The organism is Acidovorax sp., from assembly GCF_046341535.1.
Lineage (GTDB): Bacteria > Pseudomonadota > Gammaproteobacteria > Burkholderiales > Burkholderiaceae_C > Acidovorax.
The window spans coordinates 1-24,750 of the sequence record NZ_JBKDRI010000186.1; the positions used below are offsets into that span (position 1 = coordinate 1).

Annotated in this window: 22 protein-coding genes and 2 tRNA genes; 11 read left to right on the forward strand and 13 right to left on the reverse strand. The window is 61.8% G+C overall.

The genetic code is table 11. The annotated features are described in order from the left end of the window. Positions 1-143 precede the first annotated feature (143 nt). From ACK543_RS14020 to ACK543_RS14060, 9 genes are all read right to left on the reverse strand, one after another. A complete protein-coding gene (locus tag ACK543_RS14020; RefSeq protein ID WP_300456444.1) occupies positions 144-554 on the reverse strand; it encodes an ExbD/TolR family protein in 411 nt (136 codons plus the stop codon). 3 nt (positions 555-557) lie between these two features. Continuing rightward, positions 558-1,280: a MotA/TolQ/ExbB proton channel family protein gene (locus ACK543_RS14025; protein ID WP_409943460.1), complete on the reverse strand. Its 723-nt coding sequence runs from the start codon at positions 1,278-1,280 to the stop codon at positions 558-560. A 28-nt stretch (positions 1,281-1,308) separates the two neighbouring features. Next, positions 1,309-2,016, reverse strand: coding sequence for an energy transducer TonB (locus ACK543_RS14030; protein WP_409943461.1), 708 nt, complete (start codon positions 2,014-2,016; stop codon positions 1,309-1,311). A 148-nt stretch (positions 2,017-2,164) separates the two neighbouring features. Next, entirely contained in the window at positions 2,165-2,395 is a 231-nt protein-coding gene (locus tag ACK543_RS14035) for a bacterioferritin-associated ferredoxin (RefSeq protein WP_409943462.1), read from the reverse strand. A 275-nt stretch (positions 2,396-2,670) separates the two neighbouring features. Then, entirely contained in the window at positions 2,671-3,825 is a 1,155-nt protein-coding gene (locus ACK543_RS14040) for an alpha-hydroxy acid oxidase (RefSeq protein WP_409943463.1), read from the reverse strand. Further along, the gene (locus ACK543_RS14045; protein WP_409943464.1) at positions 3,822-4,505 is read right to left on the reverse strand and encodes a Fe2+-dependent dioxygenase; all 684 of its coding nucleotides are present in this window, start codon (positions 4,503-4,505) and stop codon (positions 3,822-3,824) included. The genes ACK543_RS14040 and ACK543_RS14045 overlap by 4 nt, the downstream gene beginning before the upstream one ends. Positions 4,506-4,578: 73 nt before the next feature. Continuing rightward, the gene (locus ACK543_RS14050) at positions 4,579-6,774 is read right to left on the reverse strand and encodes a TonB-dependent receptor (protein WP_409943476.1); all 2,196 of its coding nucleotides are present in this window, start codon (positions 6,772-6,774) and stop codon (positions 4,579-4,581) included. A gap of 329 nt (positions 6,775-7,103) precedes the next feature. Beyond that, complete coding sequence (locus tag ACK543_RS14055; RefSeq protein ID WP_409943465.1) at positions 7,104-7,439, reverse strand: SWIB/MDM2 domain-containing protein; 336 nt, start codon at positions 7,437-7,439, stop codon at positions 7,104-7,106. 268 nt (positions 7,440-7,707) lie between these two features. Continuing rightward, the gene (locus ACK543_RS14060; protein WP_409943477.1) at positions 7,708-8,607 is read right to left on the reverse strand and encodes a DMT family transporter; all 900 of its coding nucleotides are present in this window, start codon (positions 8,605-8,607) and stop codon (positions 7,708-7,710) included. Positions 8,608-8,693: 86 nt separating this feature from the next. Between ACK543_RS14060 and ACK543_RS14065 the strand changes: the two genes are divergently transcribed. The 11 genes from ACK543_RS14065 to ACK543_RS14115 all read left to right on the forward strand — a co-directional run bounded on the left by ACK543_RS14065 (position 8,694) and on the right by ACK543_RS14115 (position 19,018). Then, positions 8,694-9,104, forward strand: coding sequence for a gamma-glutamylcyclotransferase (locus ACK543_RS14065; protein ID WP_409943466.1), 411 nt, complete (start codon positions 8,694-8,696; stop codon positions 9,102-9,104). A 248-nt stretch (positions 9,105-9,352) separates the two neighbouring features. Then, positions 9,353-10,684: an isocitrate lyase gene (gene aceA, locus ACK543_RS14070; RefSeq protein ID WP_409943467.1), complete on the forward strand. Its 1,332-nt coding sequence runs from the start codon at positions 9,353-9,355 to the stop codon at positions 10,682-10,684. A gap of 311 nt (positions 10,685-10,995) precedes the next feature. Beyond that, the gene (gene thrS, locus ACK543_RS14075; RefSeq protein WP_409943468.1) at positions 10,996-12,915 is read left to right on the forward strand and encodes a threonine--tRNA ligase; all 1,920 of its coding nucleotides are present in this window, start codon (positions 10,996-10,998) and stop codon (positions 12,913-12,915) included. Positions 12,916-12,995: 80 nt separating this feature from the next. Beyond that, a complete protein-coding gene (infC, locus tag ACK543_RS14080) occupies positions 12,996-13,595 on the forward strand; it encodes a translation initiation factor IF-3 (RefSeq protein ID WP_409943478.1) in 600 nt (199 codons plus the stop codon). A gap of 180 nt (positions 13,596-13,775) precedes the next feature. After that, positions 13,776-13,979 carry a 50S ribosomal protein L35 gene (rpmI, locus tag ACK543_RS14085; RefSeq protein ID WP_409943479.1) on the forward strand — a complete coding sequence of 68 codons (204 nt, stop codon included), beginning with the start codon at positions 13,776-13,778 and terminating at the stop codon, positions 13,977-13,979. A 25-nt stretch (positions 13,980-14,004) separates the two neighbouring features. Beyond that, complete coding sequence (gene rplT, locus ACK543_RS14090; RefSeq protein WP_027475500.1) at positions 14,005-14,364, forward strand: 50S ribosomal protein L20; 360 nt, start codon at positions 14,005-14,007, stop codon at positions 14,362-14,364. Between the two features lie 101 nt (positions 14,365-14,465). Beyond that, positions 14,466-15,518, forward strand: coding sequence for a phenylalanine--tRNA ligase subunit alpha (gene pheS, locus ACK543_RS14095; protein ID WP_409943469.1), 1,053 nt, complete (start codon positions 14,466-14,468; stop codon positions 15,516-15,518). 57 nt (positions 15,519-15,575) lie between these two features. After that, positions 15,576-18,026, forward strand: coding sequence for a phenylalanine--tRNA ligase subunit beta (pheT, locus tag ACK543_RS14100; protein WP_409943470.1), 2,451 nt, complete (start codon positions 15,576-15,578; stop codon positions 18,024-18,026). Between the two features lie 29 nt (positions 18,027-18,055). Beyond that, positions 18,056-18,382: an integration host factor subunit alpha gene (locus tag ACK543_RS14105; RefSeq protein WP_409943471.1), complete on the forward strand. Its 327-nt coding sequence runs from the start codon at positions 18,056-18,058 to the stop codon at positions 18,380-18,382. 97 nt (positions 18,383-18,479) lie between these two features. Then, positions 18,480-18,911: a MerR family transcriptional regulator gene (locus ACK543_RS14110; RefSeq protein ID WP_409943472.1), complete on the forward strand. Its 432-nt coding sequence runs from the start codon at positions 18,480-18,482 to the stop codon at positions 18,909-18,911. Positions 18,912-18,941: 30 nt separating this feature from the next. Then, positions 18,942-19,018, forward strand: a tRNA-Pro gene (locus ACK543_RS14115). A 320-nt stretch (positions 19,019-19,338) separates the two neighbouring features. Here the strand turns inward: ACK543_RS14115 and ACK543_RS14120 are convergent. The 4 genes from ACK543_RS14120 to prfB form a co-directional block, all read right to left on the reverse strand. Continuing rightward, a tRNA-Thr gene (locus ACK543_RS14120) sits at positions 19,339-19,414 on the reverse strand. Between the two features lie 12 nt (positions 19,415-19,426). Then, a complete protein-coding gene (locus tag ACK543_RS14125) occupies positions 19,427-20,434 on the reverse strand; it encodes a class 1 fructose-bisphosphatase (protein ID WP_409943473.1) in 1,008 nt (335 codons plus the stop codon). Positions 20,435-20,458: 24 nt separating this feature from the next. Further along, positions 20,459-23,215 (reverse strand): aminopeptidase N, encoded by a 2,757-nt coding sequence (gene pepN, locus ACK543_RS14130; protein WP_409943474.1) that lies wholly within the window; start codon positions 23,213-23,215, stop codon positions 20,459-20,461. Between the two features lie 94 nt (positions 23,216-23,309). Continuing rightward, a protein-coding gene (prfB, locus tag ACK543_RS14135; protein ID WP_409943475.1) for a peptide chain release factor 2 occupies positions 23,310-24,414 on the reverse strand; the annotation gives its coding sequence in 2 pieces (ribosomal slippage) (positions 23,310-24,332 and positions 24,334-24,414; 1,104 coding nt in all). Positions 24,415-24,750 lie beyond the last annotated feature (336 nt).

The following is a 24,750-nucleotide window of genomic DNA, read 5'->3' on the forward strand; positions in this document are numbered from 1 at the left end:
GCTGCAAATCGACCGCAGCGGTCCATTTTTAACCGCCTTTTTGCCCCATAGCTCGGCTATGGGGCTGCAAATTCGGCAAAAACTGTCCTCGCTGGGGCCGATTTTCGCTTTCGACGCTCCAAGTCCGACAGGCTCCTAGAAGTTCAGCGCTGCGGCTCAGTCACGAATCCGATCTTGCGCACACCTGCGCGTTGCGCCGCTGCCATGGCCTGGGCCACGCGCTCGTACCGCACGTCCTTGTCGCCGCGAATGTGCAGGTCGGGCTGCGGCTGCCTGGCGGCTTCGGCCTGCAGGCGAGACAGCAGTTCCTCATCGCTGACCTGCGATTCGTTCCAGAAATACTTGCCGTCGGCTGCCACGGACAGCCGCACCGTTTCGGGCTTGATGTCTTCTGGCTGGTTGGTGGCGCGTGGCAGGTCCACGTTGACCGAGTGCTTCATCACCGGCACCGTGATGATGAAGATGATGAGCAGCACCAGCATGACGTCCACCAGCGGCGTCATGTTGATCTCGTTCATCACCTCGTCTGCATCGTCCTGGGTTCCGAAAGCCATGGCTCAGCTGCCTTTCTTGAGGGGCAGCACCTTGCTGGCCTGGTCCCCGCCTGCGTTGACCCGGGCGCCGGTCACAAAGTAGGCGTGCAGGTCGTGGGCAAAGCTGTTGAGCCCGCCCAGGATGGACTTGTTGCCGCGCACCAGCGCGTTGTAGCCCAGCACGGCCGGGATGGCCACCGCCAGGCCCAGCGCCGTCATGATCAGCGCCTCGCCAATGGGGCCGGCCACCTTGTCGATGGTGGACTGGCCGGATGTGCCAATGGCCAGCAGTGCATGGTAGATGCCCCATACCGTGCCAAAGAGCCCGATGAACGGCGCGGTCGACCCCACCGATGCCAGGATGGCCAGGCCCGACTGCAGGCGGGCGGTGAACTCGTCGATGCAGTTGCGCAGGCAGCGCGTGACCCAGTCGCTCACGTCCAGCGCGTCGTGCAGGTGCGCCTTGGTGTTGCGGTGATGGGCCGCGGCCTCGCGGCCTTCCAATGCCAGGTGGCGAAAGGGGTTGGACGGGTCGTTGCCGAGCTTGGACAGGCCGGCGGCAAAATCTTCGCTGTGCCAGAAATCCTGGGCGCTGCGCGTGTGCTTCTTGAACTTGATGATGTCCAGCGCCTTGATGAGGATGACGATCCACGAGGCCAGCGACATGGCCAGCAGGATGACGGCGACGGCGCGCGTGACAAAGTCGCCCTGTATCCAGACGTTGGCGATGCCGAATTGCGATTCCATGATAGAGCTCCCGGTGCGGTGATGGGGTTTATTCGAGGACGAAGTTGACGGGAACGAGGCTCCACATCGCTTCGGGGATGCCGTTGCGCTTGCCCGGCACAAAACGCCAGCGCATCACGGCCTCCTGTGCCTGGCGGTCCAGGCGGTCGAAGCCGCTCGACTGGCTGATTTCGACCTTTTGCGGCAGGCCGTCGGCGCCGATGAGAACCCGCAGCACCACCTTGCCCTGCTCGCCCATGCGTTTGCTGATGGCGGGGTAAGGCGGCTTGGGGTTGTTCAGGTAGGCAGCGTCGCTGGACGGCATCTCGATGCGCGGCGGCGCTGGAGGGGCTGGCGGCGCCGGGGGGGCTGCGGGAGCAGGCGGTGCCGCAGCGACGGGAGCCTCTGCCTGGGGCCCCGTTGGTTGCGGGCGCGTGACGCCCGCAGGCGCATTGGGCGCTGGCGTGGGGTCGGCAATGGCCAGCGGTGCCGGGGGCGGCGGCGGCGCTGCCTTGGGCCGCGGGGCCGGAGGGGGAGGGACAGGCGGCGCTGGCGGTGCAGGGGGGGCCACCTTGGGGGCTGGCGGGGCGATGAATTCGCTGATCAGTTCAGCAGGCACCACCACTTCGACCGCGCGCCGCAACAGTCCCGACTGCAGCGCCCACAGGGCAGCCACATGCAGCGCTACCACCGAGCCGATGATGACGGCATTGCGGTTGACGCCACCGGGCGTGGCAAAACGATCTGGGTTCGACATAAAAAAGATAGCACTGCGCGCTGATTGAAAAAGCGCTAGCGGCCAATAGGACCTCAAATGGGGAGTCAGTTGCGAAAAATCCACCAGGCCGACGCTGCCACCACGGCCAGGCTGCCAGCCAGTGTAAAAACCAGATCTGAGTCTGGCATTACAGGGCGGGGCAGGCGCCCGCCATGGTGTGAGAGGCCACCTCATTGTGCAAGGTCGCCACAGGGCGCGAAGGGCTGCACTGCGCCACCACGTCGCGCGCGCAGCCTTCGCAGCAGCCGCACTGGGTGGCTACAGTTAGTTCGAACTGGATTTCATCAAAGCTCATGCCAGCACGCGCATGGCGGGCAATTTCGCGGTCGGAGATCCGGCGGCAGACACAGACGATCATGGCGAATAAGTAGCAAGGGCTGGCAACACGGTAAGGTAATTATAAATGCGAATTGGTTGCATTTGCAATCGCACTCTCTGATCCGCATCAGCAGCAGGGGGAATGCGGAAGGTGTACCGTCGTTGAGTGGGGTGATGGCCCGTTGCACATGCCCTGCCTCAATGCTCGCGGTTGCTGATGGGCTCATCGCGCCTGTGCGGGTGTTAAGGACCTCCGTGCAGAGTGCGTACCTGTGCGGCTGTGGGCCACGGCAGCGGTCACACGTTGAAGTCGCGTCAACGGTCGTCGCGCTGAAACTCTCGGACCAGTAATTCCGGCGCCACATCAGCAAGTGATGCGCAACCTGTCAGTGCCATCGCGATCTCCAGTTCGTCTCGCAGCAGACGAAGGACATGGGCGACCCCTGTAGCCCCCGAGTTCGCCAGAGCATGGATATACGGCCTGCCTATCAGGACCGCTGTGGCGCCGAGCGCTATCGCCTTGAGCACGTCGGTCCCGCGCCGGATACCCCCATCGACCAGCAGCGGGATCTCACCACGAACCGCTTCTGCAATGCGCGGCAGTGCCCTGGCTGTGCTGACGGCGGAGTCCAGCGTTCGCCCGCCGTGGTTGGATACGATGAGCCCGCCCACGCCCAGCCTTGACGCCTGCCGAGCATCTTCTGGATGCAGCACACCCTTGAGCACGATCGGCAACGCTGTGATGCCCTGCAGCCACTGGACGTCTGCCCACGACGGCGCTTGGTGGAGCAACCGGTCGAACAGTGCGCTCTGGCCGGGCGCAAGGTCGTTTTCAGGAGGCGGGCGCATGCCCAGCAGGTTCACGGCCGAGATTCCGGCGGGCAGATGAAAGCCCGCACGGCGCTCGCGGTCGCGCGCGCCGTGGCAGGGAGCGTCGACCGTCAGCACGAGCGCCTCGTAGCCGGCACGCTCAGCACGCTGGACCAGTTCCCGGGTGAAGCCGCGATCATGCTGCAAGTACAGCTGAAACCACAGCGGTCCTCGCCCCGGGTCGTGCTGCACTGCCCTTGCAATGTCCTCCAGCGGCGTGGTCGCTTGCGTGCTCAGTACAAATCCGGCGCCCAGCGCTGCTGCTGCGACCCCCGACGCCAGCTCACCGTCCGGATGCGCAAGCCTCTGGTAGGCGATGGGCGCAAGCAGCACAGGGTGGGCAAGCTGTCGCCCCAGAAGGGATAGCCGGGTGTGCCCCCCGGCGAGCGGACACAACACCCGCGGCAGTAGTGAAAGCCGGTCCCACGCCTGTCGGTTGGCGGTCAGGGTCAGCTCGTCGGCTGCCCCGCCGCTGAAATACGCCCAGGCGTTGGCATCCATCGCGTTCCGCGCCATCGCTTCATGGTCTGCGAGGTTTACGGGGGCTGGGCCATTGGCGTCGGCCTCGCGTGAGGCCTGTGCGTCACCGGGCCTCGTCATGTATCCGCCCACATGCGCAGCAGGTTGTGGTATGTGCCGGTGAGCGCCACGGTTTCTGCGGATTCGCCGTGCAGTTGCCGCAGGCGCAGAAGGGCCATGTCCATGCTATAGAGCAGCCTGCGCTGTTCGTCACTGCGCACCATGCTCTCAACCCAGAAAAAACAGGCGATGCGGTGCCCGCGGGTGACCGGGCGTACCTGGTGGACGCTGGTGCCCGGGTAAATCACGGCATGACCCGCAGGGAGTTTGACCTGCCGCTCACCGAAGGTGTCGTCGATGCACAGTTCACCGCCGTCGTAATCCTCGGGGTCTGACAGAAAGACAGTGCACGAAATATCGGTGCGCAGGCGCTCGCGCCGGTCAGCCATCTGCCGGACAGCACTGTCTACATGGTCGCCGTAGTGGTTGGCCGAGCCACCATACCGGTTGATGCGCGGAGGAAAGACCCGTTTGGGCAGGGTGGCTGTGAGAAACAGCGCGCTGCGGTCCAGCGCGCCCATCACCATGGCGGCGATGCGTTGCGCGGCTTCGCTGTCACGCGGTAGCTGCTGGTTGTTCTTGGCCAGGCGTGCCTGCGAGCCGGCACTGTCCTTGCCGTCGGACCACGCGGCGAATTTCAGCAGCTGGCTGGCAGCGTTCAGATCTTGCGGGGACAGGAGGTAGGGAAGCGTGAGTAGCATGGTGGGTAATTCAACGAAAAATGCCGCCCCGGCAAAGGGGCGGCAATGACCTTGGAGTCTGTGGAAACAGTGGTCAGAATTTCATGCTCGCGGTGATCTGGAAGACGCGACCTGCGCCGGGCACGTAATGGCCACTGTAGACGGCGTCGGCATACAGCTTGTTGGTAACATTGCTCAGGTTGGCCTTGACGGTGTAGCGTTCGCTAATCGTGTACTCTGCCATCAGGTCGGCGGTGACGTAGCCGGGCACTTCCCATCCGGGATTGCGGTTGGGGGTTTGCGCGCTACGGAAGTTCAGCCCGCCGCCCACGCGAAGTGCGGGCGTGATCTGGTAGGTGGTCCACACCGTACCGCTGTGCCGTGGCGTGAGCGATGGACGGGAGCCCTGGCCTTCGGCGCCCTCGGCACCTTGGTCGATCTTCGCGCTGGGCATCCACATGTAGGAGCCGTAAACCTCCCACTTGGGCGTCAGCCGGCCGGTCACGTCGATTTCGGCGCCAGCCGCGTGGCGCTTGCCTGACAGCACGGCGATGTTCAGGTCCGGGTCGGTATTGCGCTCACGGTACTTGGTCGAGTGAAAGAGCGCCAGGCGCGTAGTGAAGCGCTTGTCCTGGCTGTCCAGCTTGGCCCCGATCTCGATGTTGCGGCTGGCCTCGGGGGGCGTGTTCACCGTCTGCGCGCTGTACGAGTACGTGTCGCCCGATGTGTTGTAAGACGTGCCATACGAGAAGTGATAGGAATGCATGGCGTTGGGCTGGTACAGCACGCCCGCACGCTTGCTCCACTCTGAGACCTTCTGGCGGTAGCCCGTGGTCGTGATCGGACCTGCGGCCGTGGCCGGAATGGCATAACCGTTGTAGCCGCCATCGAGGTTGTCGTAGCGCAGGCCACCCAGCAGCTTCCAGTGCGGAGCGATCTGGATCAGGTCCTGAACGTAGAAGCCATATCCTTTGGCGTCGAAGTCGCTTGAAGTGCGAAGAACCCGTGACGACTCGTCTACGGTCGCTCCATCGTTGGGCGTGCCCACGGTGGTGGTAGGTTTCGCGGGCGCCACGCCGCCTTGTGCGGCCGAGCGCGCGGCAAACACCGTCTTCTTTTCATGGGTGTAGTCGGCGCCTGCCAGCAGCTCGTGCTTGTATCCGAGGGCTGTGAATTTATTGCCGAAGTCGCTTTGCAGATGGACGGTGTCCATGTCCTGAATCTTCAGGTGGGTGCCGCGCGTCAGGCGTGTGTTCGGGCCGAAGTTGGACAGGCTGGCCGCGGCGCCGCCGGGCTGCAGGGCAGCCCGTGCCAGCCGGATAGCTCCTGCACGCTGGTCACGCTCAAAGCGGCCCAGGCGCAGCTGGGTCTTGAGCTCGGCAGCTCCGTCAAAGCGGTGGATGTGTCCGAGTGTGGCAAACCTGGCGCTGCCTGCGTTGTAGTCGCTGGCGGCCCCGTAGTAGTTTCTTGGGTCGACCGGCAGGAGGGTTGTTGCGCTGGCAGGGGAAGTCGCCGTCGGTCGGATCCACGGCAGGCCGTAGTTCATTCCGTTCTTGTTTTCGAGGTGATACAGGCCCAGCGAAAACTCGTCGCGGGTTCCAATGCCCCAGGCGTACGATCCGGCAACGCCCTTTTTCTCGATGCTGCTACCGGCCCCGTTGTTGTCGGCGGTCGTGCTCATCGCGTTCAGGCGCAGCGCCGCGTTTTCGCCGGTGTGGATGTTGAAGTCGCCAGTGACTCGGCGGTACTGGTGGCTGCCCTGGGTCAGGTCAGCCTGGTGGGTATCGAGAAGCCGGGGCGCCTTGCTGACTTGGTTGACCGCGCCGCCGGTGGAGCCGCGGCCAAACAGCATGGAGGCTGAGCCACGCAGCAGCTCCAGCCGGTCAAGGTTGAAGGTATCGCGGTCGTAGAAGGCTGGGTCCCGGATGCCGTCAATGAACATGTCGCCGGTGCTTTGCAGGGCAAAGCCGCGCAGGCGGATGTCTTCTTCCCCACCTTCCGCTGCCAGAAACGTGATGCCTGCGGTGTTCTTGAGGGCTTCCTTCACCGTGTCGAGATTGCGGTCGTCGATCAGCCGCTCGGTCACGACCGTGACCGACTGGGGAATGTCGCGCAGCTGCTGCTTTCCTTTGCCGATCGTGGTTTCAACAGCTCGAACGCTGTCCTTGCCTTCAGGCGCTTCTGCGCGTTCCTTTACAACGACCGGGGCCAGCGTGCGTTCCGCGCCGGCAGATGTCTGGGCCATGACACCCAGCGACGCAGCGAGCATCAGCGCGCCCAATGGCAGCATGGCGACTTCAGATGCCTTGCCCGGGGTGGATCGGGGTAGATCGGCAATAGGGAGGGTGGGCGGGATGCGCGACAGGTGTCGGCGGCGCGCAGCGCGTGATTTAGCCAAGATGGCCTCCTTCGATGGAAATGTGCAAATCGGCGCAGGGCGCGCCGCGAAAGGGCGACTGGCAGTGGCTAGATCAACATGGCTGTGCAGGGTCGAACTCCAGAATCTTACATAGAATGCGGATCATTCTCATTTGCGTTGATGTTATTGCACCACACTTTCACGCCGTACAGACGAAAAAAAGCCGGCGGTGCCGGCTTTTTTCGGGCGCCCAAGCGTGCTTACTTGACGTGCTTGCCAATCAGGCCAGCCAGTTCAAACATCGACACCTGTGGCTTGCCAAACAGATCTTTGAGCTTGGCATCGGCATTGATGTTGCGCTTGTTGGTAGCGTCCTGCAGCTTGTTGGCCTTGATGTACACCCACAGCTTGCTGATGATTTCAGTGCGGGGCAGCGGCTGCGAACCCACCACAGCGGCCAATGCGGGGCTGGGCGTGAGCGCCTTCATGAACGCTGCATTGGGGGTGCGTTTTTTGGTGGGGGCGGCGGCCTTGGTGGCGGGCGCCTTCTTGGCTGCCGTTGCTGTTTTTGCCGGAGCCTTTTTTGCAGTTGCCATGTTGGGTTTTCCTTGTTGGAAGTAAGAGAGACACCAGCGAAAACCAAGCTTTCTTCTGGCACGCTGATGCTAATGGGAAAAAATCCTGTTTCCAAGGCGGGATGCGCCTTTTTTGCCTCAATTTGTAGCGTCTATGCCGCGCCGCGCCGCGCAGCGGGATGCGTGGGGCTAACACAAAGCCGCTGCCTGCCGAGCGTCGCGGCGACGGGCAGCGGAGCGTTGTCGCACCGATTCGGTGCGTGTGCGGGTCCGCGAATGCAAGGGATGATCATGCCTTGCCGCGCAGCCGCCATGTGGCGGTCGGGGGCAAGGTGGCCAGCAGCACACCTGCAAGAGCAATCGCAAACGCGAGTACCTGCACGGGCGTCAGCGTCTCGCCCAGGACGACCATGCCCACTGTGGCTGCACTCACGGGCAACATGACCGTGAAGACGCCGCCCTGCGCGGCGGGCACGGCCTTCAGGCCGGTCATCCAAAGCCACACCGTCCACATGCAGGCGGCCATGGCGTAAAACACCAGCAGCAGCCATGTGCCAACGCCCACGGCCGCAAAGTCGAAATGAAGCGCCAGGTACACACCGCAGGGCGTGGTCAGTACAAAGCCCCAAACGTTGATGAGTGAAGTGATGCGTTTGGGCCCCAGAGTTCCGGTCAGCTTCTTGCCGATCACGGTGTAGGCTGCCTCACACAGAACAGCTCCGACCAACAGAAGCTGCCCCATCCAGGCCAGGTGCCCAGCCTCGCGCGTCAGCGTGCTGCCCCCTGCATGCGCCGCAGCGTCTGGTTTGGCCAGCGAAAACAGGGCGATGCCCACCACGGCGCACAGGATCGCGCTCCAGATGCGCGGCGTGATACGTTCCTTGAGAAAAACCCACCCCATCAGCGCCACAGCGGCAGGAATGGCGGCCATGGTGACGCCGGCAGAGACGGCATCCGTCATGCTCACGCCGTAGATCATGCAAATGGTGAACAGGAAGTTGCCCAGGAACGATTCGAGAAACAGCAGACGATGGGTGCCTGGTGTCAGCGGCGGTTCGTCTTGGGGCTTCTTGAGCCAGTGCAGCATCGCCAGACCGCCAATGCCAAAGCGCAGCCATGCCAGCAAGAAGACGGGCAAGACAGCCGCCAGTGGTTTGGAAAGGGCCACATAACTGCCCACGAGCGCCATGCTCAACGCCAGGCAGCCATAAGCGACGGGGCGGGAGGGCGTGTTCACTAGACTGCGGTTTCTTCAACACCAAAGGTGGCCGAATCATGCCTGATGGATGCAGCGACCCATCTCACCCGCGACGCGTTTTTGTGTACGGCACGCTGCGCCGTGGTGGCTCCAACGACATCACAAGGCTGCAGCCTGCGCCGCGTTTCATCGGCATGTCCAGAGTGCAGGGCACGCTGTATCGGCTGGGGGGCTACCCGGGCTTGAAGCTCGGTGCCGGAGGCTGGGTGGTCGGCGAGGTCTATGAGGTCGAGCCCGCGCTGGAGAGCGTGCTGGACCTGATCGAAGGCCTGGGCCCGAAACCCGGCGATGAATATGCCAAGCGCAGTGTGCTGCTCTCCGTGATGGGCACGGATATGGCGTGTTTCCTGTATGAGATCAATCCCGTCTGTGTGAATGGGGCTCCGACGTTGCCCGGTGGGGACTGGCTGGAAGAAATGGACGACTAGTTTTTGCAATGCGAAAAGTGTTGTCCGTATCATGGGATGTGATGCTGCTGCGACGCGTCAAATTTTCTCAATATGAGAAATAAATTTTCACATTGAGGAATAAAGTGTTTAAGTCATTGATTTTCAATAAGAATATTTATCTCTTCTATAAGACATAAGAGCTTGCATAAGTCTTATAGAAGACTTAAAGTGGACCCCAAGGGCAGCGCATGCAGCCCGGCGTTTTCAACCTACCTTGGAGTGATCTCATGCCCCAATCCCTGAACGAACAACTCAGCCGCGAACAGCAAATTGCCGCCCTGGAAAAAGACTGGGCTCACAACCCGCGCTGGAAGGGTGTCAAGCGCGGTTACAGCGCTGCCGACGTGGTGCGCCTGCGCGGCTCGCTGCCCATCGAGCACACGCTGGCCAAGCGCGGCGCTGAAAAGCTGTGGGACAAGATCAATGGCGGTGCCAAGAAGGGTTACGTCAACGCATTCGGTGCCATTTCTGCCGGTCAGGCGATGCAGCAGGCCAAGGCGGGTCTGGAGGCCGTGTACCTGTCGGGCTGGCAAGTGGCTGCGGACGGCAACACGTCCGAAACCATGTACCCCGACCAGTCGCTGTATGCCTATGACTCGGTGCCCACCATGGTGCGCCGTATCAACAACACCTTCAAGCGCGCCGACGAAATCCAGTGGGGCCGCGGCATCAACCCCGGCGACAAGGAGTTCATCGACTACTTCCTGCCCATCGTTGCTGATGCAGAAGCGGGTTTCGGTGGCGTGCTGAACGCCTTCGAGTTGATGAAGAACATGATCGCTGCCGGTGCCGCTGGCGTGCACTTTGAAGACCAGTTGGCGGCCGTCAAGAAATGTGGCCACATGGGCGGCAAGGTGTTGGTGCCCACGCAAGAGGCCTGCGAAAAGCTCATCGCTGCGCGATTTGCGGCAGACGTCATGGGGGTGTCCACCATTGTGCTGGCCCGCACCGATGCGGAAGCCGCCAACCTGATCACCTCCGACCACGACGCCAACGACAAGCCTTTCCTGACCGGCGAGCGCACGCAAGAAGGCTTTTATCGTGTCAAGAACGGTCTGGAGCAGTCCATCAGCCGTGGCGTGGCTTATGCGCCCTATGCCGACCTGGTGTGGTGCGAAACCGGCGTGCCCGATATCGGCTTTGCGCGTGAATTTGCGCAAGCCGTGCACGCCGCCTGCCCCGGCAAGCTGCTGTCGTACAACTGCTCGCCTTCGTTCAACTGGAAAAAGAACCTCAACGACAAGCAGATCGCGTCGTTCCAGGAAGACCTGTCGGCTCTGGGCTACAAATACCAGTTCATCACGCTCGCGGGCATCCACATCAACTGGTTCAACACCTTCCAGTTTGCCCACGCCTACGCCCAGGGCGAAGGCATGAAGCACTACACCGAGATGGTGCAAGAGCCTGAGTTCGCAGCGCGCGACAAGGGCTACACCTTCGTGTCGCACCAGCAGGAAGTGGGTGCAGGCTACTTCGACGACGTGACCACCGTGATCCAGGGCGGCTCGTCCTCTGTGAAGGCCCTGACGGGTTCGACCGAAGAAGAGCAGTTCCACTGACCAGGGGCGCGGCGCGCCGCAGGGCGTGACATGCGCACAGCAAAAGCCCGATGCACCTGCTTCGGGTTTTTGCTTTTGGTGGTCGGGTTAAAATCAAACCCGTTTCAACGCACAAGGGCGAGAAAGGCAATCTGGTTATGACACCGCGAACGACATCGGAGACCTTGTCCGGCCGCTAGGGCTGGTTGTTCGCGCCTGCACGAGATTGCACACCACTCCAAAGAGCGCGGACCTGATCCGCGCTTTTTTGTTTCCTGGGCCCCGCGCGAGCCCGCTTGCATCGTACCGATTGAAAAGAAAGAGTTGCTTTCATGATTCACATCACGCTTCCCGACGGCTCACAGCGCGAGTTTCCAGGCCCGGTCACGGTGGCTGAAGTTGCGGCCTCCATCGGCTCGGGTCTGGCCAAGGCCGCGTTGGCAGGCAAGCTGGGTGACAAGGTGGTGGACACCAGCTACCAGATCACCGCAGACAGTCGGCTGTCCATCGTCACTGCCAAGGATGCCGATGGGCTGGAGGTCATCCGGCATTCCACGGCGCACTTGCTGGCCTACGCGGTCAAGGAGCTGTTCCCGGAGGCGCAGGTCACCATCGGCCCGGTGATCGAAAACGGCTTTTATTACGACTTTGCCTACAAGCGTCCCTTCACGCCGGAGGACCTGGGTGCCATCGAAAAGCGGATGACCGAGCTGGCCGCCAAGGACGAGCCCGTGGTGCGCCGCGTGTTGCCGCGCGACGAGGCGGTGGCGTACTTCAAGGCCCTGGGCGAGCATTACAAGGCCGAAATCATCGCCAGCATCCCCAGCAACGAAGATGTGAGTCTGTATCGTGAAGGCAATTTCGAAGATCTGTGCCGCGGCCCCCATGTGCCCAGCACCGGCAAGCTCAAGTTCTTCAAGCTCATGAAGGTGGCCGGCGCCTACTGGCGCGGCGACCACCGCAATGAGATGCTGCAGCGGGTGTACGGCACGGCCTGGGCCACCAAGGATGAACTGCAGCAGTATTTGACGATGCTGGAGGAGGCGGAAAAGCGCGACCACCGCAAACTCGGCCGCGAGCTGGATCTGTTTCACATCGACGAGCACTCGCCTGGCACCGTGTTCTGGCATCCCAAGGGCTGGACGGTGTGGCAGGAGGTCGAGCAGTACATGCGCCGCGTGTACCGCGACAACGGCTACCAGGAGGTCAAGGGGCCACAAATCCTGGATCAGGGTCTTTGGGAGAAAACCGGTCATTGGGACAAGTACCGCGAGAACATGTTTGTGACCGAATCGGAAAAGCGCGACTACGCGCTCAAGCCGATGAACTGCCCCGGGCACATCATGATCTTCAAGCAGGGCATCAAGAGCTACCGTGACCTGCCACTGCGGTTTGGCGAGTTCGGGCAATGCCATCGCAACGAACCCACCGGCGGGCTGCACGGCATCATGCGTGTGCGCGCCTTCACGCAGGACGATGGCCACATCTTTTGCACCGAAGACCAGATTCAGTCCGAAGTGGTGGCATTCACCACGCTGCTGCAAAAGGTCTACAAGGACTTCGGGTTCACAGACATCATCTACAAGCTTTCCACACGGCCTGAAAAGCGCATTGGCAGCGAGGAAAGCTGGGACCGTGCCGAAAACGCATTGGCCGAGGGCTTGCGCGCATCCGGTTGCGACTTCGAGTACCTGCCCGGAGAGGGCGCGTTTTACGGACCCAAGATCGAGTACACGCTCAAGGACGCGCTGGGCCGCCCGTGGCAGTGCGGCACCATCCAGGTCGACCCGAACATGCCGGAGCGTCTGGACGCCGAGTTTGTGGGCGAAGACGGCGCTCGCCATCGCCCCATCATGCTGCACCGGGCCATTGTGGGCAGCCTGGAGCGCTTTATCGGAATTCTGATCGAGCAGCACGCAGGCGCACTGCCCACCTGGCTCGCGCCCGTGCAGGTGTCGGTGCTCAACATTACCGACGCGCAGGCGGATTACTGTCGCGAAATCGCAGCAAAACTGCAAAAAGCGCTGCCCAATCAAGGCCTTAGGGTGGCCCTCGATCTGCGTAACGAGAAGATCACGTATAAAATACGCGAGCATTCGTTGCAAAAGCTGCCCTATATCCTCGTCGCGGGCGACAAGGAAAAAGCAGCGGGAGCCGTCGCGGTGCGCGCCCGGGGAAATCGAGACCTCGGTGTGATGTCGGTAGAGGCCTTCGCAGAGCTGATTGCCCAGGACATCGCCAACAAAGCCTGATTCTTGCTTGAAAACGGGTATTACGCGCGTCAATCGTACGGTTTTTGCTACAAAATTTGTAGTGTTTTGATTGAAGGAAGATAGCCATCGCTACTGAATTTCGTGATCGTCGCCAGCGTGAAGAGCGAAAGCACCGCTTGAACCGTGAAATCATGGCCCCGGAAGTGCGCCTGTCCGGGCCGGACAACGAGCCCCTGGGTGTCGTCAGCCTGATGGAAGCCTTGCGCATGGCTGGCGAACTGGATGTGGATCTGGTTGAAATTGCCGCCACGGCGATTCCTCCCGTCTGTCGCCTGATGGACTACGGCAAGTTCAAGTACCAGGAACAAAAGCGCGCTGCCGAGGCGAAGGCGAAGCAGACGGTCATCGAGATCAAGGAAGTCAAGTTCCGTCCCGGCACGGACGATGGCGACTACAACATCAAGATGCGCAACATCCGCCGTTTTTTGGCAGATGGAGACAAGTGCAAGATCACGCTTCGGTTTCGCGGGCGGGAGATTACGCACCAGGAACTCGGCTTGGCGCTGCTCAACCGCATCCGCGATGATCTGGCGGACACCATCATCATTGAGCAGTTTCCCAAGCTGGAAGGGCGCCAGATGATCATGATGATCGCGCCGGGCCGCAAGAAGCCGGTGGCCAAGCCCGCCGCCGAGGGCTCGGCGGCCTTGTCGACCTGACGGGCGCGGCGGTCTGTATCAAAATTTGAGCTGCCCTTGTACGAGGCGGCTTGAGGCGGCAGTGCGAAAGCGCTGCCAAACCAGATGGCGAAAGCCGTCTGTCAAAGTGGCTCGGGGCCAACAAGGTTGCAGATCGGTCTGCAAACGCCTCACGAGCACAATGAAAAAAGGAGCATGAATATGCCCAAAATGAAGACCAAGAGCAGCGCGAAAAAGCGTTTCCGCGTTCGTCCAGGTGGCACCGTCAAGCGCGGTCAAGCCTTCAAACGTCACATCTTGACCAAGAAGACCACCAAGAACAAGCGCCACCTGCGTGGTGCAGTGAGTGTGCACGAGACCAACATGGGCTCGATCGCGCAAATGCTGCCCAGCGCTGGCCTGTAATCACTGACGAACAAGGAGTACACACATGCCTCGCGTCAAACGTGGTGTCACAGCCCGTGCCCGTCACAAGAAAGTTCTCGCCCTTGCAAAGGGTTTCCGTGGTCGTCGCGGTAACGTCTTCCGTATCGCCAAACAGGCGGTGATGAAGGCTGGGCAATATGCCTACCGTGACCGTCGCACCAAAAAGCGCGTGTTCCGCCAGTTGTGGATCGCCCGTATCAATGCCGCTGCGCGCGAGCTGGGCCTGACCTACAGCCAGTTCGCCAACGGCCTGAAGAAGGCGTCCATCGAGATCGACCGCAAGATGCTGGCCGACCTCGCCGTGCACGACAAGGCTGCCTTTGGCAGCATCGTGAACCAGGTCAAGGCCAAGCTGGCTGCTTGAGATCACGATCAAAGGCTGTCTTGTTGATAGCCTTTCGCGCAATAACAGCAAGGGCTAGAGCTTGAAAAGGCACTAGCCCTTGTTTATTTTCAAGAGTCGATATGAACGAGTTGGATTCCCTGATTGAGAGCGCGACGCGCCTGTTTGCCCAGGCAAACACGCCTGCCGAGCTTGAAAACGCCAAGGCCCAGTTTCTGGGCAAGTCGGGCCGCGTCACCGAGCTCATGAAAGGCATGGCGCAGCTTTCGATCGAGGAAAAAAAGTCTCGCGGGGCGGCCATCAATGTTGCCAAGCAGGCGATCGAGGCGTCGCTGACCGATCGACGCCGCGCTCTGGCCGATGCTGAACTGCAGGTTCAGCTCCAAGCCGAGGCGCTCGATGTGAGCCTGCCGGGTCGCCAGCGCGGGCAGGGTGGGTTGCATCCCGTATCGCTCACCCTGGAGCGCATCGAGCGAATCTTCGGCTCCATGGGGTTCGATGTGGCCGAAGGCCCCGAGATCGAAACCGACTGGTTCAACTTCACCGCGCTCAATACGCCGCAAGACCATCCCGCGCGGTCGATGCACGACACGTTCTATGTGGAGGGCGGTACCGCCACGGCCCCCCACCTGCTGCGCACCCACACCAGTCCGATGCAAATCCGGCATGCTGTTCAGCATGTCAAGAAGCACCGTGCGGCGCTCGATGCGGGGCAGTCCATGCCTGAGATCCGCGTCATTGCCCCCGGACGCACCTACCGGGTGGACAGTGACGCCACCCATTCGCCCATGTTCCACCAGTGCGAAGGCCTGTGGATCGGTGAGAACGTGAGCTTCAAGGACCTGAAGGTAATCTTCACGGCCTTTTGCCGCACGTTCTTTGAAAGCGACGACCTGGTCTTGCGATTTCGGCCCAGCTTCTTTCCGTTCACCGAACCCAGCGCCGAGATCGATATTCAGTTTCAAACCGGGCCGCTGGCGGGCCGCTGGCTTGAGGTCGCGGGTTCGGGGCAGGTGCATCCCAACGTGGTGCGCAACATGGGGTTGGATCCCGAAAAACACATCGGCTTTGCGTTTGGCATGGGGCCTGATCGCCTGACCATGCTGCGGTACGGCGTGAACGATTTGCGCCTGTTTTTTGACGGCGATATCCGTTTTCTGTCGCAGTTCCAGTAACACAGCCGCAATGGCCGCGCCAAACCGTGACGGCACCCACCGACTACAAGTCCCACTATGCAATTTCCTGAATCCTGGTTGCGTGAGTTTTGCAACCCTCCCTTGACGACGAACGAGCTGGCAGAGACGCTCACGATGGCTGGTCTTGAGGTCGAAGCGCTGAGCCCGGTCGCACCGCCGTTTTCCAAGATCGTGGTGGGCGAGATCAAGGAGGCGGTGCAGCACCCGGACGCTGACCGCCTGCGCGTGTGTCAGGTGGATGTGGGGCAGGGCGCCTTGCTCAACATTGTGTGCGGCGCGCCCAACGCGCGCGTCGGCATCAAGGTGCCTTGCGCGCTGGTGGGGGCGGAGCTTCCTCCGGGCGACGATGGCAAGCCGTTTCTCATCAAGGTGGGCAAGCTGCGCGGCGTGGAAAGCCAGGGCATGCTCTGCTCGGCTCGGGAGCTCAAGCTGTCGGATGACCACGGTGGACTGCTGGAGTTATCGCCAGACGCGCCCGTGGGCAAGGACATCCGAGCGCACCTGGATCTGGACGACACGCTGTTCACGCTGAAACTCACGCCAAACCTGGCGCATTGCCTGAGCGTGTTCGGCATTGCGCGTGAGCTTTCGGCGCTGACCGGTGCGCCGCTGGTGCAGCCGCACTATCCGGTGGTGCAAGCGGCTTTGCCGGACAAGCTGGCAGTGCGCGTGAGCGCGCCAGACCTGTGTGGACGTTTTTCCGGCCGGATTGTGCGCCACGTGAACACCCGCGCCGCGACCCCGCAGTGGATGCTCGACCGGCTCGCGCGCTGCGGTCAGCGCGGTGTGTCGCCGCTGGTGGATATCTCCAACTACGTCATGTTTGAGCTGGGTCGCCCCTCGCACATCTTTGACCTCGAGAAGATTCATGGGGGGCTGGAGGTGCGTTGGGGCAAGCCGGGCGAGTCCCTCAAGCTGCTCAACGGCAACACCATTGCGGTGGACGACAAAGTAGGCGTCATTGCCGACGACCAGGCAGTGGAGTCGCTGGCGGGCATCATGGGCGGCGATGCCACGGCGGTGTCTGATGACACACGCCACATCTACGTCGAGGCGGCCTTTTGGTGGCCCAAGGCGGTTGCGGGCCGGTCGCGTCGCTTCAACTTCTCGACCGACGCCGGACACCGCTTTGAGCGTGGGGTGGACCCCAGCCTGACGGTCGAACACATCGAGCGCATCACGCAGCTGATCATCGCCATCTGTGGCACCGCGCAGACGGCCTGCGGCCCCATCGATGATCACGCCATCAACTTGCCCTTGCCCAGGCCGGTCACGCTGCGCGTGGCCCGCGCCGCCAAGGTGATCGGCATGCCGCTGACGCAGGCGCAGTGCGCTGATGCATTGCAGCGTCTCGGTCTCGAGGTGGCGCACAGCGAGGGCGTGCTGACGGTCATGCCGCCCGCGTATCGCTTTGACATCAACATCGAAGAGGACCTGATCGAAGAGGTCGCGAGGATGGTTGGCTACAACAACCTGCCCACCACGCCGCCGCTGGCACCCATCACGCCGAAGTTGCCTCTGGAGGCCACGCGCAGCGCATTTGCGGTGCGCCATGCGCTCTCGGGTCTGGGCTATCAGGAAACCATCAACTTCAGTTTCGTTGAGGAATCGTGGGAGCGCGACCTGGCGGGCAACACCGCGCCCATCCGCCTGCTGAACCCGATCGCAAGTCAGATGAACGTCATGCGCTCGTCCCTGCTGGGTTCTCTGCTACAAGTTTTGAAGTTCAATCTGGACCGCAAAGCGCAGCGTGTGCGGGTGTTTGAACTGGGCCGGGTGTTTTTGCGCGATGCGAGCGTGCGCGACACCGACACGACGGTGGAAGGTTTCCACCAGCCGATGCGGGTGGCCGGGCTGGCGTATGGCCCGGCGGATGCTCTCCAATGGGGTCGCACGGAGCAGGGTGTTGACTTTTTTGATGTGAAGGGAGACGTGGAGGCTTTGCTGGCCCCGTTGCTGGCTGCCTTCGAGCCCGCCAGCCACCCATCCATGCACCCAGGCCGCTGTGCGCGAGTCATTTTGAATGGCCGTGCCATTGGGTTCATCGGCGAACTGCATCCGCAATGGCGTCAGGCATGGGATCTCCCGCAAGCCCCGTTGTTGTTCGAACTGGAACTCGATGCGGTGCTGACCCGTTCTGTTCCGTCGTTCAGGCCGGTTGTGAAGCAACAGGCGGTTGAACGCGATCTTGCCGTGGTGGTGGCAGAGCGTGTGACGCATGCCGAGGTGATGGCTGCGGTCCACGAGGCTGTCACCGGCGGGCTTTTGCGATCGGCGGTCCTGTTTGACGTGTACCGACCCAAGCCATTGCGCGAAGGGGAGACCGCGCCCGCCGCGGCGCAAGTGCACCAGGGTGAGAAAAGTCTGGCGGTGCGCATGACCCTGGGCCATGACGAAACAACCTTGACCGAGGCGCAAATCGAGTCGGCGGTGCAGCTGGTGCTTGAGCGACTGAAAGATCGCACCGGCGCACGTCTGCGCGTCTGACCATAGACCACCAAGCAAAGGCGCACACCATGATTGAATTTGCAGTGGATAGTCTTGAAACGCCGGCCCTGACCAAGGCGCAACTCGCAGATTTGCTGTTTGACCAGATCGGGTTGAACAAGCGTGAGTCCAAAGACATGATCGACGCGTTTTTTGACTTGATTTCTCAAAGCCTGGTCGAGGGGCGCGATGTCAAGCTGTCGGGCTTTGGCAACTTTCAGATCCGCACCAAGGCCCCGCGCCCTGGGCGCAATCCCCGCACCGGAGAAGCGATTCCGATTCAGGCGCGGCGCGTCGTCACGTTTCACGCCAGCAGCAAGCTCAAGGAACAGATCCAATCACCCCCGGCGGCATGATAATGTTGCGTCTCGATTGACGTGATCGTGGTCGCACACTGGCGGCGGCCGTCTGTCTGCGGTACGCTTATCGGTTGACTGGTCCGTTTCGCACATCATGGGCTCCCCCCTTCCATCCATCCCCGCCAAACGTTACTTCACCATCGGTGAGGTTGCGGAGCTGTGCTGCGTCAAGCCGCATGTGCTGCGGTACTGGGAGCAGGAGTTCACACAGCTGCGCCCCATGAAGCGAAGGGGCAACCGCCGCTACTATCAGCACCATGAGGTGCTGATGATCCGCCGTATTCGTGACCTCCTCTACGACCAGGGTTTCACGATCAGCGGGGCGCGCAACCGCCTTCAGGAGATCGTTCATGCGGGCAGTTCGTCTGAACTGGAGGACGATCAGGAATTCACCGATTCGCTGCCATCTGCAATCGAAATGAATGGCGTGCCAGGACTATTGATCGGAACTCGGGAGATGGCGTTCGACAGTCATGCGGTGCGCAAGGAATTATTTGAGATTCGCGCGCTGCTTTCCCCGGGGTGAGCCATTTTCTGCTTATAATTAAAGGCTTGTCGGCGTGTAGCGCAGCCTGGTAGCGCACTTGCATGGGGTGCAAGGGGTCGCGAGTTCGAATCCCGCCACGCCGACCATTGATAGCAAAGGCCCGCAATCGAAAGATTGCGGGCTTTTTTTGCTTTTGCCGCCGTTGTTTTCGGAATCTTTCCGTGGATTGAACAACGCACGCACTGGGGGCGACCAACACAAAGCCCGCATGCATATCACCTCAAAGCACAGCAGCGCTGAAGCTGGTCCATGGCGAGGAGGGCACCGTCCGTAGGCCTTTTTTGCGGGTGAGGTGTGTCGGCTTGAGGACGGGAAATCTCTGTAGCACTGACTACATGGCGACTACAAGGAGCGAAAAAACAAAAACCCCGCTACCTTTTCGATAGCGGGGTTTCCTTTGCTGACTTGGTGCCGGAGAGATGAATCGAACACCCGACCTTCTCATTACGAATGAGCTGCTCGACCGACTGAGCTACACCGGCGATAGCCCAAAATTATAGCTTGGAATGGTAGCTGGTCACCCGATCCACCTCGTTTTTTGACCCGAGGATGACGCTGACGCGCTCGTGCAGCTGGGTGGGCTGAATGTCCAGGATGCGTTGGCGTCCGTTGGTGGCAGCGCCGCCGGCCTGTTCGACCAGCCAGCCCATGGGGTTCGCTTCGTACATCAAGCGCAGCTTGCCTGCCTTGTTGGGCTCGCGTTTGTCCCATGGGTACATGAACACGCCGCCGCGGGTCAGGATGCGGTGCACATCGGCCACCATGCTGGCAATCCAGCGCATATTGAAGTCTTTGCCGCGCGGGCCGTCTTTGCCTTGCAGGCATTCGTCGATGTAGCGCTTGACGGGTTCGTCCCAGTGGCGCATGTTGCTCATGTTGATCGCGAATTCCTTGGTGTCTTCCGGAATGCGGATGTTCTCTTCGGTCAGCACGAAGGAGCCTTGTTCGCGGTCGAGCGTGAACATGGCAACCCCGTCGCCCACGGTCAGAACCAGCGTTGTCTGCGGGCCGTAAATGCAGTAGCCGGCTGCCACCTGCCGCGTTCCTGGCTGCAGGAAGTCGGCTGCTTCCACGCCGCGGTCGTCATCCGGCTTCTTGAGCACGCTGAAGATCGTGCCGATGCTCACGTTCACGTCGATGTTGGAGGAGCCGTCCAGGGGGTCGAACAGCAGCAGGTATTCGCCTTGCGGATAGCGGTTGGGTACCAGGTAGATGCCGTCCATTTCCTCCGACGCCATGGCGGCCAGGTGGCCACCCCATTCGTTGGCTTCGATGAGCACTTCGTTGGCGATGATGTCGAGCTTTTTCTGGATTTCGCCCTGCACGTTTTCGCTACCGGCCGCGCCCAGCACGCCGCCCAGCGCGCCCTTGTTCACGGCATGGCTGATGCTCTTGCAGGCGCGGGCCACCACCTCCAGCAACAAACGCAGCTGCGAGGGGATGTGTCCGTCCATGCGCTGTTGCTCGACGAGGTAGCGGGTCAGGCTGATGTGTTTTGCCATATCGGGGGTTCTCTGGTGGGGGGGTTAGCCGGCAAGCGCTCGGCTGACAACATCGCGCACGTCGTTGGACAGATCGGGCCTGGCGGCCACGCGCGCGATGGCCTCGCGTGCCGCGCCGCGCCAGGGCTCAGCGAGCTTTTTCCAGCGGTCGAGCGCGCGTGCCAGGCGTGCCGCCACTTGCGGGTTGATGGCGTCCAGCTCGATGACGCGTTCGCTCCAGAACACGTAGCCCGCGGCATCTTCGCGGTGGAATGCACCTGGGTTGCCGTTGCAGTAGCTGAAGATCACGCTGCGGGCGCGGTTCGGGTTCTTGAGGCTGAAGTCGGGGTGCTGCATCAGCTTGCGCACGGCCGGCAGGATGTTGCCGCCGCGGTCGGGCGCACCCGCTTGCAGTGCAAACCACTTGTCGATGACCAGAGGGTCATCCTTGAACAGCGCATGAAAGCGTGCGAGCGCGGGCCCAGCGAGTTCGCTGCCGCTGGACACCAAGGCCGTGAGCGCGTTGAAACGGTCGGTCATGTTTCCGGCGTCCTTGAAGCGCTGGAATGCCTTGCCCGGCCATACGGCATCGTTCCTGGCTTGGGCCGCAATGCACAGCATGTGCAGCGCCAGGCCGCTGAGTGCACGGCGGCCGCTGGATACCGGGTCGGGGCTGTAGCCGCCAGTGTCGTGGTTCTGCGCCCATGCCCATTCCCAGTCGGGTTGCAGTGCCAGGGCCAGCTGCGCGCGCATGGCTTCTCGCACGCGATGAATACGCTGGGGGTCGACCACGTCAAGTTGCTCGGCCATGTAGGTTTCCGAGGGCAGGGTGAGGACCAGTTCCTTGAAGGCTGCATCCAGGGCCGGGTTGCGAAGCACGGCGCGCAGGGCCTCCACGAAGGTGTCCGGGAGGATTTTTAGATCAAAAACGCCTGTTGCGCTTGCTGCGTCTGCGATATTTGCTATCTTTGTAATAGCAAATCGGAGCGCCAGTCGCTGGGCAGCCTCCCAGCGGTTGAAGGCGTCGGTGTCATGGGCCAGCAGCGTGGGCAGCTGGTCGTCGCTGTAGTCGATGTCCAGCACGACGGGGGCGCTGAAGCCGCGCAGCAGCGATGGCACGGGCTCCGCGTGGATGCCAGTAAACGTGAGCGTCTGCGATGTTTCCGTAAGCACGACCACCCGCGATGTGACGGAGACCGCGGCGTCAGCACTGCCTTCACCCGCCAGATGCAAGGGCAGGGCGCTGCCCGTGGCAGCGTCTACCAGCCCCAGCTCGATCGGGATCACAAATGGCAACTTGTCCGGCTGGCCCGGCGTGGCGGCGCAGCTTTGCGACAGCGTGAGCGCGTAGCAGCGTGTCGCAGCGTCGTAGCGGCCCACGGCCTGTACCCGGGGGGTGCCTGCCTGGCTGTACCAGCGCTTGAACTGCGCCAGGTGTTGTGCGATGGCGCTGGTCGGGTTGGCGTCCGCCACGGCCTGCACGAAGTCGTCGCACGTCACGGCCTGTCCGTCATGGCGCTGGAAGTACAGCTTCATGCCCTTGGCAAAGCCTTCGCGGCCCACCAGGTTGTGCTGCATGCGCACAACCTCGGCACCCTTTTCGTAGATGGTGACGGTGTAGAAGTTGTTGATCTCGACGTAGCTGTCGGGCCGCACCGGATGGGCCATGGGGCCCGCGTCTTCCGGGAACTGCGCGGTGCGCAGCACGCGCACGTCCTCGATGCGCTTGACGGCGCGGGCCGATGGGCTGCCGGCCAAATCCATGCTGAATTCCTGGTCGCGAAAGACGGTAAGGCCTTCCTTGAGACTCAACTGGAACCAGTCGCGGCAGGTCACCCGGTTGCCGGTCCAGTTATGGAAGTATTCGTGACCCACCACGCTCTCGATGTTGGCAAAGTCGGTGTCGGTGGCGGTGGACTCACTGGCCAGAACGTACTTCGTGTTGAAGATGTTCAGCCCCTTGTTTTCCATGGCACCCATGTTGAAGTCGCTGGTGGCGACGATCATGAACCGCTCCAGATCCAGCGGCAGGCCAAAGCGTGCTTCGTCCCACGCCACGCTGCGCATCAGCGAGTTCATGGCGTGTTCCGTCTTGCCCAGGTCGCCGGGGCGCACATAGACCTGCAATAAATGGTCGGTACCTGCGCGGCTTTTGATCTTCTGCTCGCGCGCCACCAGTTGGCCTGCCACGAGGGCAAACAGGTAGCAGGGCTTTTTGTGCGGATCGACCCACCGGGCAAAGTGGCGGCCGTCGTCCAGAGGGCCGCTGTCCACCAGGTTGCCGTTACTCAGCAGCACCGGGTACTGGGCCTTGTCGGCACGCAGGGTGACGGTGTAGCTGGCCATCACATCGGGGCGGTCCAGGAAATACGTGATGCGGCGAAAGCCCTCGGCCTCGCATTGCGTGAAGAAGGTGCCCTGGCTGACGTACAGGCCCATCAACTGGGTGTTTTTGGCGGGGCAGCAGGTGGTGAAGATTTCCAGCGTGAAGGGTTCATCGCCCTCGGGCAGATTCTGCAGCACCAGGCGCGAGTCGTCCATCTTGAACGAGGTGCCCTGCCCATTGACCAGCACGCGCGCCAGGTTCAGGTCTTCGCCATGGAGGCGCAGCGGCTGCGCGGGCACGGCCCGGTTGCGCCGCAGTGTCATGCGGTTGAGCACCCGCGTCTTGGCAGGGTCCAGGTCGAACGTGAGGTCGACGCTGTCGATCCAGTAGGCGGGGGCGGCGTAGTCCTCGCGCCGCACGGCGATGGGCGCTCTTGCGCCGTCGCTGCTTCCGTCTGCGTTAGGCAGTTGCAACATGGATGCTCTCCAGAAAGTCGGTGATCATGAGTTCGGAGTGCACGCGTGCTGCCGCCCGCGTGCATGCGCCTGATTGCGGCATGGTGGCGCTCATCTAAACACCCTGCTTGAGCGAGGCTTCAATGAACGCGTCGAGGTCGCCGTCCAGCACCTTTTGCGTAGCAGAAATCTCGACGTTGGTGCGAAGGTCCTTGATGCGGCTGTTGTCCAGCACATAACTGCGAATCTGGTGACCCCAGCCCACGTCGGTCTTGGTGTCTTCCAGCTTTTGCTGTTCTTCCTGGCGCTTGCGCATTTCAAAGTCGTACAGGCGTGAACGCAGGCGCTGCCATGCGATGTCGCGGTTGCCGTGCTGGCTGCGGCCATCCTGGCACTGCACCACGATGCCGGTGGGGATGTGCGTGAGGCGCACGGCCGAGTCGGTCTTGTTGATGTGCTGCCCGCCCGCGCCCGATGCCCGGAAGGTGTCGGTGCGCACGTCGGCCGGGTTGATGTCGATCTGGATCGAATCATCGATCTCGGGGTAGACAAACAGGCTGGCAAAGCTGGTGTGCCTGCCACCCGAGGAGTCGAAGGGGCTTTTGCGCACCAGGCGGTGTACGCCGGTTTCGGTGCGCAGCAGGCCGTAGGCGTAATCGCCCTCGACCTTGATGGTCGCGCTTTTGATGCCGGCAACGTCGCCCGGAGTTTCTTCCTCGACCGTGGTCTTGAAGCCCTTGCGCTCGGCGTACTTGAGGTACTGTCGCAGCAGCATGCTGGCCCAGTCGCAGGCCTCGGTGCCACCGGCACCGGCCTGGATGTCGATGAAGCAGTTGAGCGGGTCGGCTTCCTTGCTGAACATCCGGCGGAACTCGAGTTCCTCGATCAGCGGGCGCAGCTTGGCGGTCTCAGACTCGATGGTGATCAGGCCGGCCTCGTCGCCATCGTCCTTGCTCATCTCGTACAGCTCCGCGTTGTCGGCCAGCTCGCGGGTGAGTTTGTCGAGCGTGACCACAACGCTGGACAGAGACTTTTGCTCCTTGCCCAGTTCCTGGGCCTTCTTGGGGTCATTCCAGACGGCCGGGTCTTCCAGCGATGCGTTTACCGTGCGCAGCCGTTCGTATTTGGCATCGAAGTCAAAGATACCTCCGTAACTCTTGCGTGCGCAAAGCCAGGTCGCTGAGGGTGGTGCCGATGAGGTTGATGCGTTCTGCGTCCATGGTGCTTGTCCTGGGAGTTCTGTGGAGTAATCGGCAATTTTCTCATGGGACGGGTTTGGGGCCCGGTCAGCGGGGCCGATGGAGCGTTGCGCGCGCCGAACCCAGGTGCATGCGGGCCACGTTTATAAAATTGACAGCATTAAATGATTACGCAGCAAGCGCGATGGGCTGTTTTGTTTCAATTTTTCCCAGGGGCGTCTAGTGTCATGTCCCGTTAATTTCTGGCATTAATCGTGCATGCCAATGCGGTATCTTGGGAACGGAGATACCGCCATGAGGACAGGAAGACCGAAAGTCGAGTTGCTGCTGACGGACGATGAGCGCTCGCAGCTTCAG

Coding starts and splice junctions, on each gene's coding strand:
- ACK543_RS14020 (WP_300456444.1), bottom strand. CDS start 554: ATGGCTTTCGGAACCCAGGACGATGCAGACGAGGTGATGAACGAGATC.
- ACK543_RS14025 (WP_409943460.1), bottom strand. CDS start 1,280: ATGGAATCGCAATTCGGCATCGCCAACGTCTGGATACAGGGCGACTTT.
- ACK543_RS14030 (WP_409943461.1), bottom strand. CDS start 2,016: ATGTCGAACCCAGATCGTTTTGCCACGCCCGGTGGCGTCAACCGCAAT.
- ACK543_RS14035 (WP_409943462.1), bottom strand. CDS start 2,395: ATGATCGTCTGTGTCTGCCGCCGGATCTCCGACCGCGAAATTGCCCGC.
- ACK543_RS14040 (WP_409943463.1), bottom strand. CDS start 3,825: ATGACGAGGCCCGGTGACGCACAGGCCTCACGCGAGGCCGACGCCAAT.
- ACK543_RS14045 (WP_409943464.1), bottom strand. CDS start 4,505: ATGCTACTCACGCTTCCCTACCTCCTGTCCCCGCAAGATCTGAACGCT.
- ACK543_RS14050 (WP_409943476.1), bottom strand. CDS start 6,774: ATGCTGCCATTGGGCGCGCTGATGCTCGCTGCGTCGCTGGGTGTCATG.
- ACK543_RS14055 (WP_409943465.1), bottom strand. CDS start 7,439: ATGGCAACTGCAAAAAAGGCTCCGGCAAAAACAGCAACGGCAGCCAAG.
- ACK543_RS14060 (WP_409943477.1), bottom strand. CDS start 8,607: ATGGCGCTCGTGGGCAGTTATGTGGCCCTTTCCAAACCACTGGCGGCT.
- ACK543_RS14065 (WP_409943466.1), top strand. CDS start 8,694: ATGCCTGATGGATGCAGCGACCCATCTCACCCGCGACGCGTTTTTGTG.
- aceA (WP_409943467.1), top strand. CDS start 9,353: ATGCCCCAATCCCTGAACGAACAACTCAGCCGCGAACAGCAAATTGCC.
- thrS (WP_409943468.1), top strand. CDS start 10,996: ATGATTCACATCACGCTTCCCGACGGCTCACAGCGCGAGTTTCCAGGC.
- rpmI (WP_409943479.1), top strand. CDS start 13,776: ATGCCCAAAATGAAGACCAAGAGCAGCGCGAAAAAGCGTTTCCGCGTT.
- rplT (WP_027475500.1), top strand. CDS start 14,005: ATGCCTCGCGTCAAACGTGGTGTCACAGCCCGTGCCCGTCACAAGAAA.
- pheS (WP_409943469.1), top strand. CDS start 14,466: ATGAACGAGTTGGATTCCCTGATTGAGAGCGCGACGCGCCTGTTTGCC.
- pheT (WP_409943470.1), top strand. CDS start 15,576: ATGCAATTTCCTGAATCCTGGTTGCGTGAGTTTTGCAACCCTCCCTTG.
- ACK543_RS14105 (WP_409943471.1), top strand. CDS start 18,056: ATGATTGAATTTGCAGTGGATAGTCTTGAAACGCCGGCCCTGACCAAG.
- ACK543_RS14110 (WP_409943472.1), top strand. CDS start 18,480: ATGGGCTCCCCCCTTCCATCCATCCCCGCCAAACGTTACTTCACCATC.
- ACK543_RS14125 (WP_409943473.1), bottom strand. CDS start 20,434: ATGGCAAAACACATCAGCCTGACCCGCTACCTCGTCGAGCAACAGCGC.
- pepN (WP_409943474.1), bottom strand. CDS start 23,215: ATGTTGCAACTGCCTAACGCAGACGGAAGCAGCGACGGCGCAAGAGCG.